The organism is Halorubrum sp. DM2 (genome assembly GCF_901686465.1).
GTDB lineage: Archaea > Halobacteriota > Halobacteria > Halobacteriales > Haloferacaceae > Halorubrum.
In genome coordinates, this window is record NZ_LR594487.1 from 1,227,321 (window position 1) to 1,241,845 (window position 14,525).

Here is a 14,525-nt window from a genome sequence, read left to right on the forward strand (position 1 = left end):
TAAGACACGGTGGTCGTGTAGCTACTCGACAGGTAGATTCTCGAAATGAAGTTCCCACCGGGGGGTATCGTTAGTCGGCGCTGCTCTCGTCGTCCTCGTTCTGTTCGCTATTGAGTACGTCACTCAAGTTGGGCTCTGACCGGCCCGATCGCTCACCGGTGGATGCCTCGCTATCGTCGGTGCTGCTGTCTGTATTGGGATCCTGTTCGGTAGGACCAGTCCCCTGTTGCTCGTGGCCTTCTGCGGGTGCTCCTCCGAATGTTTCTGGGGAGCTCTCGGAGTCGGACAACTCCGCATCTATCAGGCTGTCCCACGCTTCATCATCCATGTCGATTTCCTCTGGATTCGGTTTTGCGTCTGAGTTGTTCTCTGCTGCCGGAGAGGCCTCACCCGTAGCCTTTGTCCGGTCCGTGTTGGGCTCGGGCTGGGTATCGGGTGAATCGTTGGCCTCGCCGACTTCGCTGGATTCGCTTGACCCGTTGGTGACGATCTCCTTGACGGGGTCAGCGTCCAATCCGATAGGTGGCTCCTCGCCTACTGAGAAGTCGGTAAGTGCCGCTCGCAGGGTTCCCTCCTGTTCGCGTGAGAGGGTCGCATCTCCGTCTCTCGCGGCCCGGAGAAGCCCGGGTGATACGGACACGTCTGGGTGGGACGATATGTTCACGGGCGTCGGCTCTGTCTTGTAGGTCACTTCCCCCTGCTCCTCGACGATCTCCGCGGCCTCCTCCGGCGTAATCCCGCTGTCAGTCCCTTCGTCGCGGGAAGACTCATCTGCCGGTTCACCAGCCGCCTCCTCGTCAGTCGCGTACGCGCCGACACCGTCGACGGGGATGACGATCTCCCCGGGAATCTCCTCAGTGGGGTACTCGGGGGTCCCCTTTGCGAGCCGCTTGAGGATCGATTGGAGGATCACGGCCTCGTCGACGGTCATGTCCCGTTCACCCCGGGCGATCGCCGCGATCTCCTCGGGCGTGAGCTCTAATCGGTCGTCCTTCGCGATCTCTGTCGGTGTCGGTGCCGTGTTGTATCCCGGGTGCGAGAGGCCGGGGTTCTCTGGGGACATACCGATCGTCTCGTCGTTCTCATCGGGCGCTCTCTCGCCTTCCTCGCCGCGCTCGTCGGCTTCGGATGACGCCTCACCCGTTGCCGTGGCCTCGGCCGACTCGTCACTCTCACCGGTTGTCGCTTCTTCGGTTGTGCCTCCCTCGTCGACTTCCTCGGGAAGCACGATTAGGTCGGCCACCTCGTCGGGCGTTGTCGCCATGTAATCGGGGTCGGCGGCGAGAGAGTTCACGATCGTCAGGAGAACAGTCTTCTGCTGCGTGGGCGGCGTGTATTCGCCCTCTGCGGTGGCGGTGATCTCCTCGACGGTAAGGTCGACTCGATCGTCGCTCGCGATACGCGCCGGTGTGGGCGCTTCCTCGAAGCCTTCAACTGCCGGGGCGTCGCTGGCGGGGGTGTCGCCACTCGACCCGCTCTCCGCCGGGCTCTCGCCGCTTTCGTCGGGTTCACCGTCGCCCGCCGTTTCTTCCTCATCCGCAGGCTCGTCAGCGGTCGCGTCCTCGACCTCGCCGGGGCCTTCGATCTCGCCGGCGTCGACGTCGTCGACAGACTCGACGCCAAGGTGGTCGAACAGCGGGGTACACTCGCCGCGGTGGTAGAGTTGCGGCTGGTCGTATTCGTCGTTGTCCCCGTCCGGGAAGATGATGATCTCGAAGTCCTCGTGGTCGGGCCACTCCGGGAAGCGGGCTTCGGGAATGAACGGCCCTCTGAACGTGACCCAGTTCGCCTCAAGCTCCTCTTTGCTCGGGTAGTATAGCTTCTCGCCGTCGTGGTAGACGACGTACTCGCCCTCGCTCTGGTCGTACTCGTAGTAGGCTGGGACGGCGTTTTTGTCACCCTCATGTGCGGCCTCCGGGCCGTCAAACCGGGCTATCTCCCCGTCAGGTGCCGGCTCTTTGTCTCCGACCGCGGCCACGACCTCTCCGGTATCGGTGTCACGATACCAGATCATGCTCATCGTTCCGTTCCCCTCGTCGTCTTCTTCGCGTCGCTCGCGAACAGCGACCTTCTCGTCACCGACACGGTAGTCGCCTCCACCGTCGTTGTAGTACCGGAGATTCCCGTCTTTACCGGGTGATTTGCGGAAGGCAATCTCGTCGCTGACGACCTCGGTGTTCTGTCGCTGCCCTTCTGTCTCGTAGATGACCTTCTCGGCGCGCTCGCCCCAGTAGGTGAAACTGCCGTGGTTGGCGCTCCCGTCTTTCACCGCGAACACGCACTTTTCGCCCTTCTCCATCGCTTTCCGGAGGTTGGTGAACGTCTGGAAGGGGTACTTGATCGTCGACGTTTCCGCCTCGATCGATACGTCGTCCGCGCCGGCGAAGTTCCACACGCCGGGGTACTCCTCGCGAAGCTGCTCGCGACGTTCGTCGATCGCGTCCAGCATCTCCGAGCGCGACTGGTCTTCATCCACGTCGGTTACGTCGATCGGCGCTTCTGCGACGCCGTCCGGCATCTCCTCGCCTTCCTGTTCGGGGAGCCACGACACGTAGCCGATCTGCGTGAACGCGACGTAGCATTGGCCGAGAATCCACCGGTGGTCGTCGCCGCCGCCGGAGCCGGCACTCCCTGTGTCCTGTTGGAGAACGACCCCACGACCCTCGGGTGTGAGCCGGATGACCGACTCGCCGCCCTCGCGCTCTGTCTCGGCGTAGCTGCTGTTGACCCGCTCGTAGATGTTCGACAGTTCGGAGAGGCTGTCAATCGTCGCATCCTCAAGGCGAGCAACGAGCTCGTCTTTCGCGTCGTCGACGGGGACATACTGGTCGGCCTGCTTGCCCGCGCGGAGCCGTGCCGCGAAGATGGACTCCAAGACCGTATCGAGATGGCGCTCGACGACGCTCTCGGCGTCGTCTGCCGTCGATGCCCCGAACGCTCCGGGGGTCTCGCCGGCGCTCCCGCTGCCCTCGCCGCCGGACATGGGCGTCGTCGACGCCGCGGTCGCGTCTCCGCTCGTGCCGCCGCCTATCCCCGGGTTCTCCGGCCCCGGGACGGCGTTTTGGAGTTCACGGGCGTAGAACAGCTTTTCATCCTTGTCCTCGACCATCGCCATTTTCTGCCCGATACCGGTCTCCCACCGGCCCTGTCCCTCGTTGAACAGAAGGTTCTGGTACACTTCCTCGTCGGACCGCCGTTCGCGACCGACTTCCTGAAGGCTCGCATCGATCGCTTCCTCGCGGGCATCCACGTCACGGACGGGCGGGAACGGAGGATGAGCGTACACACGGAACGCCTCGGACCGCTCCATGTTCTCGGAGATCGTCGTCCGCATCCAGTAGTGGTAGTTGACTTCCTCGGTCAGATCCTCGGGGTCAAGCCCCAACTGCGTACAGTAGGTCCGGGCGGATTTCTTGTCGCCCGGGTTGAACGACATGATCGTATCGCAGTTGGTCGTGATCGCGTCGATGACCTTTTGGGGGAGCTGGTCCGGGTACTGGTTGGCGAGCGTCATGGCGAGCCGGTACGACCGGCTCTCGGAGATCATCGACGGGATCGTTTCGTCGGCGAGCGCGAGGTTGTCGAACTCGTCGCAGAACAGGTAGAAGGGCGACCGCTCGTGTTCGGAGGTGGTTGCCCGGCCGCGGATATGAGACCAGATCCGCCGGATGACCGACATACCGAGCATCTGCTTGAGTTGTCTCGGCTCTGACCCCATCCGCACGATGATGATCTTGTCGTTGTCGATCGCATCGGGGATGGACACTCCACCCGAGCGGAAGCCGATCATCCGGCGGGCGACGGGGTTCTGGATCCACGGGAGGAACCGTCCGAGTAGCGGCTCCAGATCGTCCTCGGGCATCTCTGCGACCGTCTCCATGTGCGGCGTAATGAACCGCATCCCGGCCTTTTTCAGTCGGGCGGTAAACTCGTGGCGAGAGGCCTCCGACTTGAGGACGTAGTACATATCCACGAAGTTCATCTCGGGGGCATCGTCGGGGGTCATGGCGTTGTACTGGTTCATCCCCGTGATGATCGACTGAGCTACTCGGTCCATCCGTGGCCCCCAGTAGTCGTCGTTCGCAGCGAGCATCTGCTTCAGGTCCTCGACGAGCGACGCGAGCGCGGCGTTGTACCCGTCCTCATCGGGGTCCATGTTGAGTGAGATAAAGTTGAACCCAGAGAGGTAGTCGCCCGTCGCCCCCGGCTCAATCCACACGACGTCGTCCAGCCGGTGTTCGGGCATGACCTCCATGAGCCGGCGAGCGTCGTCGCCCTTCGGGTCGATATAGCAGAGTCCAGCACCGGACTCGATGAGCTGGCGAGCGTCGTTCGTCAGTAGCGTGGACTTCCCGTAGTCGGTGACGCCAAAGATCGCGCGGTGGCGGAACAGGTGGTCCTTCTCGATCGACGCGTCGCGACCGTTTCGCGTCCCCTTCCCGACGAATAGGGGCACGTCGTCGTAGTTCCGGGGGAGGTCCTCAAGGACTTTCCGCGACTCGCCGGCGGCGTAGACCTCTTTCCCACTCTCTCCCGCATCGAGTTCGTCGGGATCGACGTGATCTGGGATGCCGATAGACTGTATCTCCGCGCCGTACTCGGTCCGGCGATCGCGTTCCTCGTATGCGTAGCCAAACTCGGGCATCTCGCTGATCGCGTTCTCGATCTGAACGAGGTCCCGTTGGATGGCCTGTATCTGACTTCTGGTGGTGCTTTTCGGGAGTCGATCGAGGGTGATGAAGTCCTTGAGGTCGCGTAGGTCGTCCGCGATGTGGTCTGTCGTTGGATTCTGGTCTGGGTGGGTCCACACCGGTGACTCGTCGTTGTGGGTCAGCTCATCGACCGTAGTGAGCAAGTTTGCGACGTGGCCGGAGAGCTCATCGCGGTGATCGATACTGAGCTTCCGGCTCTCGACGGTCTCCGCTGTCCTCTCGATTTTCTGGTAGAGTGTTCCCAGATGCTTCTCGTTCACGTATTCGGTGTTCTCGTCCTCATCGTCGCCGCCGCCGAATATGCTTTCAAACATTGATGGTCGGTATCTGCTTGGTGTGGGGGTTAGTCGCCACTCCGGCGGTTGTTCCCCAACGGGTTCTGGTCGTCTTCGTCTTCTTCATCTTCTCTCTCGCCGTTGTCAGCGGCGAGTGGGTCCGGGTCTAATATCCCGCTGTCGCGCTCGTCGTGGCTGGGCGGGGTGTCAGCGTTGCCGTCGGCCCCTTCCGGTTCTGACTCGCCTGTGTGGTTATCAGGCGTGTTCCTCTCCGGGACACCGCCTGCTTCGGCGGCCGGTTCTGATACCGGCGAGGGGTCGGCGCTTGTGGGTGGCCCAGTTTTATGGCCGCCGAACGTACTTTTCTCCGGGCCCTCGGATCCGTCCTCTCCCACTGCCCGTTCCACGTCGTCGGACTGGCGGGATTCGGCTGGGATCCCCGGACCGGTCTGCTGTTTCGCCCAATCGACGACGGGCGTGTTGATGCTCTCGTTGGGGATGTGGGCGATCGACCCGAGTGCGCTGACCGTTTGGAGTGGCGCTCCTCCCGCGGGGCCGACCTTGAGGCGGTCGGTCCATGAGATCGAGTGCGTCCGCTCGGCCATCTGTTCAAGATGGTTGGGGACTTCCTCAGGTTCAATCGAGACGGGCGTGAGGCCCTGCTCGGTGAACGAGTTGTAGTATTTCTCGAAGTCGCTCGCGACGGTGTTACACCGGCGCTCGGCGATCTCCTTGTGGGGGGAGATAGCCAGCACGCGGACGGTGAAGTAGTAGCCCTTGGCCCCGTGGAGTTTGTCGATGATCTTCGCGGTTCGGGTGCGCTTGGAACCGGGGTCGCGGACCTCGTATCCTTTCGCCATGTTGCCGACGAGCTCTCCCTCTTTGATCTTGGCAGCGGCCTCGGTGACGTTGATGCCGTAGGGGCGCTGCTTGGTCCACACGTCGCGCGCAGGCTCGAAGACGGTCTGGACCATCACGCGACAGTCTTCGGCGAGGACGCGCTCGCCGCTGGAGGTCTGGTCCTCCTCGACGACCATGTCTGAGGTGATGTCGCCGTAGGGGTCCATCTCGAAGTCCTCCTCGGCGATTTTACACTTGATGGGGTAGTAGAACGGCCGCTTGAGCCGCATCTTCGCCATCGCGATGTGGTCACCGCGATCGATGGTCGGGAACTGCTTGTTGGCCTCGGTGATCTGGGCGTCAGGGTAGTTTTTCCGAATCTGCCGTTCGACCTGATTAGCGTCGACGCGGGTTTCGGGCTTGAAGAAGAACTGTAGTTTCCCCTCGTCGTAGACCATCTCGTGACTGTGGATGTGAGAGTCGGTAGAGACGAGCTGGTGGCGGCCGAGTCCGATCTTGCTCTCGCGGGGTTCGTGGATGGTCTCGTAGAGGTTGATACTGGCGTCCATCCCGGGGTTCTCCCGCGGTGGTCGGATACGGAGCCGTGGGCCGGAGTCGGATTCGGCGGTCGAAATCCCTTCGTTAAACTCGCTGTAGAGGTCTTCATCTACTTGGATCGCCGGGTATCGTGACCCCTCTGTAACCAGCCTATCAAGGATTGAGTTCAGTATTCTGTTCATCGGTTTTGTGTCTGACTTTCACGGCGGATACCCGTTTTAGAGGCCATCGCCCCGTCCTCCATCTGGGTGGCATAAATATCTGATTTTGGTGTAATCACTTTTAATAACTAGACATAACCATAAAAAATATTCTATTATTTACTGTATGGTCATTTTTGTAGGAGAGATAGAATAACGTCAGATGTGCCGGCACTAGTGAAACGATTTTACTCCTGCGCTAGGACGCACAAATGTGGCTGATTCAGCGACGTCGAACCAGTCAGTCCCCTTGCGTGATGTGGGAATCCTCGTGGCGATTGTCGTTCTCTTGGGGATTGTCCACGTCGTTGTTCCTGACGAGATTCGGTTTGAACTCCTGTTTTACTACGGAGAGCCGACGGCATACACACCGTGGACGGCAGTCCTGATTCACGACAGTCTCGATCACCTCACTTCAAATCTGGTCGGATACGGCATCGTTCTCGTGCCGACCTATCTGCTGTCACTCGCAGTTGCGACCCGACGTCGATTCTGGATGCTGTTCGGCGGGATTTGTCTCATCACGCCGCCGGCGACGATCGCTGTCGATTATCTAGTGTTGTACCGGTATCTGAACCTCGCGAGTTCACAGACTGTCGGCTTCGGATTTTCAGGTGTGGTGAGCGCGCTTGTCGGAATGCTGCTGCTCACAACGGTTGCTGCTGTCGAGGACTGGTATAATCGACACTATGCGATTGTCGCTGCCGTCGCGATGATTACCGCGGGCGGTGCGGGGGCCGCCTTCCAGAGTGGGTTTCTGACCGCAAGCCAGTCGGTGCTCGTCGTCGGAGCTGTGGCTGGCATCGCTGGACTCATCGTGGTTGCTCTCTCCAACCTGACGTTGGATCCGTTCCGTTACTGGGACGTCGCCAACCGGGAGACACTGATCCTTGTGGGAACCAGCGGCGTCATCGTGAGCCTGTCTCTGGCGACACTTTTCCGTGTCGAACTGGGCCCCGCTGGCCGGTTCGTAAGTGTGCTTGGCCACGGAACAGGGATGCTCACTGGCATCGCGCTCACCCTCATTGGGGACCATCTCTCTGGGTCCTGATTCCGCACCACGAATGGCCGACATAGCCCATTGAGACCGACCTCGACGAGCCGGGAGTGGCAATCAGTCCTCGATACTGGTCTGCCTCTGTCCTTCTTCGATCTCGATGATGTCTCCATCTCCAACATCCAGGGCACTCCGAAGCGCTTCGAGATGTGTATCAGCCTCTTCCCGAAGTTCCTTGGCGGTCGTGAGCCCGACATCTCCCTCTTCGAGGGTCTCAGCAATTTCCTCGAGTCGGGCAATCGTGTCCGCGATATCGATGTCTCCCTCGTTCATACCGCGTAGTTGTCGGGCGGATTCTTGAATACCCTGCTCTCATCACACGATTCCGAGTGCCCACGCAGCAGCGGCGATCACCAGTAGGACCACGAGGAGAAGGATAACGATCCGAAGCCGCTGTGCTTCTTGTTTTGCTTTCTGGACATCGGCCTCCGATTCGATGTCCTGATAGGCACTCTCAATTCGCTGCTCAAGCGCAGTGGTTTCCTGGCGAACGTTGGTCGTATATGCTTGGTCAACACGGGCTTCGAGTCCAGCAACTCGGTCTCTCGCGGCTTGGGTCGTGAGTGCCTCTGTTTCTGCGGCGTGTGCTATCTCTTGGAGCCCACTGTCGATTTGATCATCGACTTCGGTGAGGCGGGTTGCGGTGAGTGTCGTGTAGGCGGTCTCGATCCGCTGTTCGAGGTCGGCTGCGCGTTGAATTTTTGCGCGGCGTGTTTCCGACGCCTGCTCGAGTCCCGTCATGGCCGTCTCGAGACGCCGCTCAAGCGTGGTGAGTTGATCGGCGACAACAGTCTGGTACGCTCGCCCGACGCGTTGTTCAACTGTCTGGACTCGCTCACGGACGCCCGCCATGTCTGGGGTCGCCGCAATCCCGGCGTCTGTAGGTGTGATTGCTACTCGATCGGCGACATCCTCGGCGAGAGTGGAGTCGTCTTCGTGGCCGACAGCGACGATCGTTGGGGTGTTACAGTCAGCAATCGCTCGCACGACTGGTTCCTCGTTGAAACACCACAGCGTGTCGTCAGCGCCACCGCCACGGGTGACGACAATCAAGTCAATATCGGGGTCAGCGTTTGCGCGCCGCACCGCGCTGACGAGCGATGGGGCTGCGTTTGCCCCTTGGACGGTTGCTCCAAAGATGGTGATCGTCACTCCTCGGGCCCGAGTGTGTGCTGCCTCTTGGAAATCTTCTCGCGCCGATCCCGTCAGTGAGGTCACGACGCCGATGTTCGATGGGTATTCGGGGAGCGCCTGCTTTCGGTCAGCATCGAATAGGCCCTCAGCCTCGAGTGCCGCTCGCAGTGCCTCTAGCTCTTGGGCACGCTCGGAATCACCCACTGCCCAGTAGTCTTTGACGTTGAGTTGGGTGCGGCCGCCATCAGTGTAAAAGTCGACATCAGCCCGGACAATGACCTCCTCGTCCGCTGTGATGCTGTCGGCAAATTGGTCTCGAAACGATGACCACGCGATACACTGGATCGTCTCGGAGCCGTCGACGTCATTGAGTTTGAAGAACGTTCCATACGGCTTCGCGGTTACTTCGGACACCTCACCGACGACGTACGTGGGGAACCGGCTGGCAGCATCTTCGAGTGTGTTCGCGATCTCGTCGTTGAGCCGAGAGACCGACCACGCGGACTCGTCTGGATCGAGTTGATCTGCTCCGCTATCGTCATCGACGGCCATTCAAATCGGTGTATGGCAGGTGGTGGTTTAGTTTGTCGGCTCTGAGCGTCGGCCGTTGGCAGTCAGAATGCGACGGGAGTCGGCATGTGGTTCCAGCTCTCGGTGGGGACTGTAAATCTTAACCAACAATATCCGATTAGAGCACTCTATGTAGGTTAAAGCTACTGCTCGGTGTCAGGCCCGGGGTATACCTCGATACAGGTACTCGTTTCCTGTTCCGTTATTTCAGACACTGTCTGAATCCAGACAACGAGGTATAAACGAGCACCACTGTTCAGCTAGCAAGACCTGAAATAGTCCACCCTCTACCGCTGTTACATGGGTACCGGAATTGGTGTTGTTGACTCGATTTCTATAGTCAGCCTCAGAGCAATCACATCTTACTCACACAACGCAAGCCGGACCGCGTCGGATAACCCACTAACCCGGGCAGCGTGTTCCCAGGATTCTTCGCGAATCCCGTTGGTGACATACGCAAAGCCGACGTTCAGCTCTGGGTCACCCCACCCAAAGATGCTGCCGAGTCCGGCGTGGCCGAACATCCGCTCGCGGCTGAGCGATCCAAACATGTCGTTTGCGAGGCCGCCGGTCCAGACGCCGAGTCCGTAGCGGGCCGGCCGGGAGAGGGTACCGTCCGACTCTGTTTCCGCGTGGGTCTGCGTTGCGTGGGCGACAGTGTCCTCGTCGAGGAGTCTGATGCCGTCAAGCGTCCCACCGTTTGCGAGGCACGCGTAAAACCGCGCCATGTCTCGGGCGGTGCTGATTCCGTTAGCAGCTGGAATCACGGCCCGACGGACGGCCTCGTCGTTGAAGGCAGCCGCTGACTCGGCTGCCGGGATGCCCAGCCCCTCTCCGGGATCTCGGCACCGGTCGTACATCTCGAAGCCGGCGAGGGTGGCGACGTCGTCTTCTTCGTCGGCGTCGAGCCCGATCGATGTCTGCTCCATTTCGAGTGGATCGAATACGTGTTCGGCGACGTACTCGTCGACTGGTTGGCCGCTAAGCCGGCGGATGAGCTCGCCAACGAGCCAGCCGTAGTTGAACGTGTGATAGGCCGGCTGCTCACTTGGTTCAAACACTGGCTCGATTGCCTCCATTGCTTCCACCACGGCGTCCCAGTCGCCCCAGTCTTCGGCTTGGTCGTCGAACTCGCCGTAGGGGATTCCGGCCGTGTGGCTGAGGACGTGTCTGATCGTGATCTCGGCTTTTGTGGTGCCGGGGTCAGCGAATTCTGGCCAGTGGTCGATAACTTGGTCGTCGTAGTCGGCTTCGCCCTCTTCGACGAGTTGGTGGAGCCCGACGCCGGCATAGGGTTTTGTACACGAGAAGATGAGATGGCGCGTCTCAGGGGTTGTCGCTTCGCCTTCGGGGGCTGTCGTCCCACCGGCGAAATCAACCACAAGCTCGCCGTCGACGTAGACTGCGAGTTGGCTCCCGTGATGGAGTCCGACGTCGAGTTGGCGGTCAAATTCAGCACGAAGCTGCTCGCGATCTGTCTCGGACAGTGCTGGCATGGTTGACACTACTGACAACAATCATTAAAGATTCGCCCCAACCGAGTTGATGTCCGCGGCATGGCGACCGTGTTACATCCTTCCCAGTGACCGTTGTCGGCAGGTCTATGCGGAACAACTCAGTTTGTGACTGTATTAGTCGAGGTTGTTGCTCTGGCTGCGTTCACGGAACTCATGAAGGAGTTTGGTAGCAGATTTGTCGGTTGACGCCTCCTTTTCTGCGGCGAATCCTCTCATCTCACTTGGTGAACGGACGGCTTCGACCACTACATCACCCGATTCTGTCTCACAGAATATGATCCGCCCGGGAGCCTTGATGCCCAACTTCTCACGGATTCGTTTAGGAATCTGTGTTTGGCCGTCTTCAGAGACTACTACGGCCTCCTTGTCTTGGCTCTGTGGATCTGTGTTCTCTTCCATGATTACTTACTGCGTGTTTGCTACCTAATCATTTTCACGCGTATCGATGGGATCCTCAGAGTGGTTTGCTCCGGCCCTGTCTGGGTAGCGTTGATACGCGTCGAGTGCGGTATTCACGATCGAAATCCGGTGGCGGAGTGTTTCCCACTCATTAGCTCGGTCTCTGACGTGCCGAGTTGTCGCTGCTGTCTCAGTGGTCGCAGCCTGCGCTCGGAGGTCGCTGGGTGAGTTTGCTGAACTGTCTTTGGCGAACTCTTCGATTCGCTGTTGTATGTCTGTCTTCAGTTCGACCAGCTCCTCGTAGCTCTCGTTTTCGATGAGTTCTCGAACTGCTTGGAATCGGGAATACAGCGGATCTGGCTCGTACCGTGTCGCGCTCTCGCCAGCCACCGACTGAACGATATTTATTTCGACAAGGCGCTTGAGATGTCTACGGGCAGTGGATTCTGCGACCGCAGCCTCTGTCGCGATGTACGATACCGTTCGGGGTTGATCGAGCGTTTGTGTCACCGACTGAACTCGCTCGAAGGCGGTCGTGTGTTCTTTCCATGTCTCAACACCCCGACTCGTACTGTCCATACCGTCTTCGGGGATGTCGTCTCAATAAAACTACCTCCGAGGTGCTTGACACAGTGATCGGATGGTCAGGGTTCTAGTACGATATTAGTCACAATTGTGAGGAGAGCGTCCACCACCGCTATTACGGGTATCGCCGATAGCTAATCTAGTACAATGGGTTGCGGCCCACATGAGGCGGTCCCAACAGGAGGTGACCGACGTCAATGACAGACGATTCCACCACAGCGGAACGCGATGGAGTAGAATATCCTGAAGTCCTCCGGGTCGAGGTCGGCTCCACCGAAGAAATGTTTGCTGACGCGATCGCGACCGCAGAAGCGTTTGAGACTGGAGAGACTGAGTCACGAGGAGTTACTGAGGCAGTCCTGACGTTCGAAAGTATCGGCCAACTCTGGAAGGTATTTACTGCTCGTCGAATCGAACTTCTTGAGTCCCTACTAGCCGCACCAACTGAAGGCATCACACAACTGGCTGAGCGAGTTGACCAGCCATACGCAGTGGTTCATGAGGATGTCGAGGTGTTGGTCAATGCTGGTATTATCAAGTGGCGGGAGGCCGAGACTACATCTCAATTGTTCGCTCCATATGACAGAGTCGAGATTGGGATTGTGCTGTCCCCCGGTCGAGCGGGAGATAGCCAAGATCCCTCTCGCTAACTGCCTCATCTTAAGATCTATCTCCGACACCCATTGAGTCAGAGGTCCATAATGTCACGGCAAAGTGGAATCGCTCTTAACCAACAAACGCAAGGCATTCTGAATATTGTTGGTTAAGGCTGGTTAGACTGTACTTCAGTGCTTGATGTTTGTATTGCTCGTATCTGCTTGCTAGCGGGAGCATTATTGTAGCGATTGACCACCGCTGGATTGCCCGCTGTGATTACTCGTCCGTTACAACCAACCCGAAATACCGGTGGCCGACAGGATGGGTTACTGGGAGCCACTCAACTGACCGATCGGCGATTGACTCTGTAGTGAGATTCTCAAATCCGTGGTTGGCGTCGCGTTCATATCCGATAAGATATGCGGCCGGCGATGTACCGATCCGGGAAACCCGTTCAGCAAGCCACCCGTCCCCGGTAGGCTCCGCAAGCACCACCGGCAGGTCAGGGAAAGATGCGATGTTAGCGTGGAGATCAGCGCTTGTGGTTCGCGTTGGTTCGTGGGTGTCGAAGGCAGTCGTGAACGCATCAACCGCGGTCGCCAAGTCCGGTACACCGATGACTACTGTGTTGACTCCCCGTATTGGCGACGTAGCAAGGTCACCTGTGGGCTGAACGCGCCGTTTCCGTGGCGTACGGTCTTCGATCAGAAATGGGAGGCGAGTCCCGGGGTCACTGCCTTCAAGTGACGTGAGATCCCACTCAACGAGTGTTCCGTCTTCACGCTCTCGCTCGTAGGCTGTGGGACCATTGGCGGTAACGCCACGATCGCGAAGCGTTACGGTCGTTCTCTCGATATCGTCGACGCCGATAGCCCACGCACACGGGCCGGTGTTGTTATCAATCGCATTGTTCCACCACGGCGAGTGAGTGTTGGTGGTGTGTTTCGAGATGAGCTCGATATAGCTGCCATCTGGGAAGCCGACAATCGCCATATGAGTGACCCCATTCGAGTGGTGACCGCCATATTCAACGGGGAGTCCGGCTGCCGAGAACGCCTCAGTGAGACGGTCGAGATCACGGCCTGCGACGGTTACGTGGTCGATTCTGTGATCCATGGCACAGGGCGTGTGCCGACAATCAAAGTGATTTCGACGACACAAGAGCCAATCAGCAAGCTCAGCGATCCAAACACGACACTCGAGATCTACACCACTGATGCCAGCTCAACGTCGGTTTTCTTTGATATCGCTCTGTTGAAACCCTATTCTTCAGACAGTTTCTTGCCTGAAACGGCTGGTCGATGAAGACTGCGTGCTGACCGCACGTCCATCTGGTAGATTTGTATGCTAATCTGCGAGCGTACTAGATACGGGGATTAATTTAGTATCTGCCACTCATGATTCTAGAATAGCGATACAAAATGGGCAAAGATAACGAAAATAGTCGTGAAAATCTGAGGCAGCAGGTGGTTGGGCAGAAACGAGATATGCTCTTGGAGAGAGTCTACGACACCACAAAGTTCGCAGATCTCGACAAAAAGACACGCGAACGAGGATACGAAGGGACAGAACCCATCGTTCAGCGTGGCATACGTTCGGAGGATCCATTTGACTTCTATCAAGTTATCCGCCACTATACTAACGAGGACAACCGAGCGATAGCCACGTGGATCGGCCTAGACCCTGAAAAAGTCGACAGCGGTGAGGTATCGTATGATATGATAGAGGAGTTGGACGAGATTCAGGACCTAGAAATGGATATACATGAACTATACCCGCTTATTGTTGCTTTTCTAAATGATGAGGGAATCGGTTTTCGAGCAACCAGTACTAGTATTGAAGAAAATGAGTTAGATAACAGTATTCTTCGAAACGCACTCAAAGAATCGTTCCAGACATCCAAAGAGGAGGAATAGGCTCTGTTGAAATCCCTTCTTTAGACAGATTCTCGCCTGAAGCAGCCGATCACTGAGGAGTGTATTTTGAGCGATTCGTGAGTTCCCTGTATTGAGCGCAACCGGGTCAACACGTATCACCTGTTGAGGATTTCAACAGAGCCAGCGATCTGTAAGTCTCCTATA

12 protein-coding genes are annotated in these 14,525 nt (G+C 58.4%); 4 read left to right on the forward strand and 8 right to left on the reverse strand.

All coding sequences use genetic code 11. The annotated features are described in order from the left end of the window. Window positions 1-70: 70 nt before the first annotated feature. Together QOL69_RS06305 and QOL69_RS06310 are read right to left on the reverse strand one after the other, a co-directional pair. A complete protein-coding gene (locus QOL69_RS06305) occupies window positions 71-5,026 on the reverse strand; it encodes a TraM recognition domain-containing protein (RefSeq protein ID WP_283402486.1) in 4,956 nt (1,651 codons plus the stop codon). Between the two features lie 29 nt (window positions 5,027-5,055). Further along, window positions 5,056-6,567, reverse strand: a complete 1,512-nt coding sequence (locus QOL69_RS06310) for a DUF8128 domain-containing protein (RefSeq protein ID WP_283402487.1) — start codon at window positions 6,565-6,567, stop codon at window positions 5,056-5,058. Window positions 6,568-6,799: 232 nt separating this feature from the next. Here QOL69_RS06310 and QOL69_RS06315 point away from each other — a divergent pair, with 232 nt between their 5' ends. Beyond that, complete coding sequence (locus QOL69_RS06315; protein WP_283402488.1) at window positions 6,800-7,636, forward strand: hypothetical protein; 837 nt, start codon at window positions 6,800-6,802, stop codon at window positions 7,634-7,636. Window positions 7,637-7,699: 63 nt separating this feature from the next. On the opposite strand, the gene QOL69_RS06320 is transcribed toward QOL69_RS06315, so the two are convergent. From QOL69_RS06320 to QOL69_RS06340, 5 genes are all read right to left on the reverse strand, one after another. Continuing rightward, a complete protein-coding gene (locus QOL69_RS06320) occupies window positions 7,700-7,915 on the reverse strand; it encodes an exodeoxyribonuclease VII small subunit (protein ID WP_283402489.1) in 216 nt (71 codons plus the stop codon). Window positions 7,916-7,957: 42 nt separating this feature from the next. Then, a complete protein-coding gene (xseA, locus tag QOL69_RS06325; protein WP_283402490.1) occupies window positions 7,958-9,328 on the reverse strand; it encodes an exodeoxyribonuclease VII large subunit in 1,371 nt (456 codons plus the stop codon). 380 nt (window positions 9,329-9,708) lie between these two features. Continuing rightward, window positions 9,709-10,842, reverse strand: a complete 1,134-nt coding sequence (locus QOL69_RS06330; protein WP_283402491.1) for a serine hydrolase domain-containing protein — start codon at window positions 10,840-10,842, stop codon at window positions 9,709-9,711. Between the two features lie 135 nt (window positions 10,843-10,977). Further along, window positions 10,978-11,262, reverse strand: coding sequence for an AbrB/MazE/SpoVT family DNA-binding domain-containing protein (locus tag QOL69_RS06335; protein ID WP_283402492.1), 285 nt, complete (start codon window positions 11,260-11,262; stop codon window positions 10,978-10,980). Window positions 11,263-11,286: 24 nt separating this feature from the next. After that, the gene (locus QOL69_RS06340) at window positions 11,287-11,841 is read right to left on the reverse strand and encodes a winged helix-turn-helix domain-containing protein (RefSeq protein ID WP_283402493.1); all 555 of its coding nucleotides are present in this window, start codon (window positions 11,839-11,841) and stop codon (window positions 11,287-11,289) included. Window positions 11,842-12,044: 203 nt separating this feature from the next. Here QOL69_RS06340 and QOL69_RS06345 point away from each other — a divergent pair, with 203 nt between their 5' ends. Continuing rightward, a complete protein-coding gene (locus tag QOL69_RS06345; RefSeq protein WP_283402494.1) occupies window positions 12,045-12,497 on the forward strand; it encodes an HVO_A0114 family putative DNA-binding protein in 453 nt (150 codons plus the stop codon). 223 nt (window positions 12,498-12,720) lie between these two features. Here the strand turns inward: QOL69_RS06345 and QOL69_RS06350 are convergent, their stop codons facing one another. Next, window positions 12,721-13,548 (reverse strand): VOC family protein, encoded by an 828-nt coding sequence (locus tag QOL69_RS06350; protein WP_283404216.1) that lies wholly within the window; start codon window positions 13,546-13,548, stop codon window positions 12,721-12,723. Between QOL69_RS06350 and QOL69_RS06355 the strand changes: the two genes are divergently transcribed. Together QOL69_RS06355 and QOL69_RS06360 are read left to right on the forward strand one after the other, a co-directional pair. After that, the gene (locus QOL69_RS06355; RefSeq protein ID WP_283404266.1) at window positions 13,438-13,749 is read left to right on the forward strand and encodes a hypothetical protein; all 312 of its coding nucleotides are present in this window, start codon (window positions 13,438-13,440) and stop codon (window positions 13,747-13,749) included. The genes QOL69_RS06350 and QOL69_RS06355 overlap by 111 nt on opposite strands. 116 nt (window positions 13,750-13,865) lie before the next feature. Beyond that, complete coding sequence (locus QOL69_RS06360) at window positions 13,866-14,360, forward strand: hypothetical protein (protein WP_283402495.1); 495 nt, start codon at window positions 13,866-13,868, stop codon at window positions 14,358-14,360. The last annotated feature ends 165 nt before the right edge of the window (window positions 14,361-14,525 follow it).

What these genes read in the sequence shown, in the direction of transcription:
- QOL69_RS06305 (WP_283402486.1), bottom strand. Translation starts at nt 5,026, where the DNA reads ATGTTTGAAAGCATATTCGGCGGCGGCGACGATGAGGACGAGAACACC.
- QOL69_RS06310 (WP_283402487.1), bottom strand. Translation starts at nt 6,567, where the DNA reads ATGAACAGAATACTGAACTCAATCCTTGATAGGCTGGTTACAGAGGGG.
- QOL69_RS06320 (WP_283402489.1), bottom strand. Translation starts at nt 7,915, where the DNA reads ATGAACGAGGGAGACATCGATATCGCGGACACGATTGCCCGACTCGAG.
- xseA (WP_283402490.1), bottom strand. Translation starts at nt 9,328, where the DNA reads ATGGCCGTCGATGACGATAGCGGAGCAGATCAACTCGATCCAGACGAG.
- QOL69_RS06330 (WP_283402491.1), bottom strand. Translation starts at nt 10,842, where the DNA reads ATGCCAGCACTGTCCGAGACAGATCGCGAGCAGCTTCGTGCTGAATTT.
- QOL69_RS06335 (WP_283402492.1), bottom strand. Translation starts at nt 11,262, where the DNA reads ATGGAAGAGAACACAGATCCACAGAGCCAAGACAAGGAGGCCGTAGTA.
- QOL69_RS06340 (WP_283402493.1), bottom strand. Translation starts at nt 11,841, where the DNA reads ATGGACAGTACGAGTCGGGGTGTTGAGACATGGAAAGAACACACGACC.
- QOL69_RS06345 (WP_283402494.1), top strand. Translation starts at nt 12,045, where the DNA reads ATGACAGACGATTCCACCACAGCGGAACGCGATGGAGTAGAATATCCT.
- QOL69_RS06355 (WP_283404266.1), top strand. Translation starts at nt 13,438, where the DNA reads ATGAGTGACCCCATTCGAGTGGTGACCGCCATATTCAACGGGGAGTCC.
- QOL69_RS06360 (WP_283402495.1), top strand. Translation starts at nt 13,866, where the DNA reads ATGGGCAAAGATAACGAAAATAGTCGTGAAAATCTGAGGCAGCAGGTG.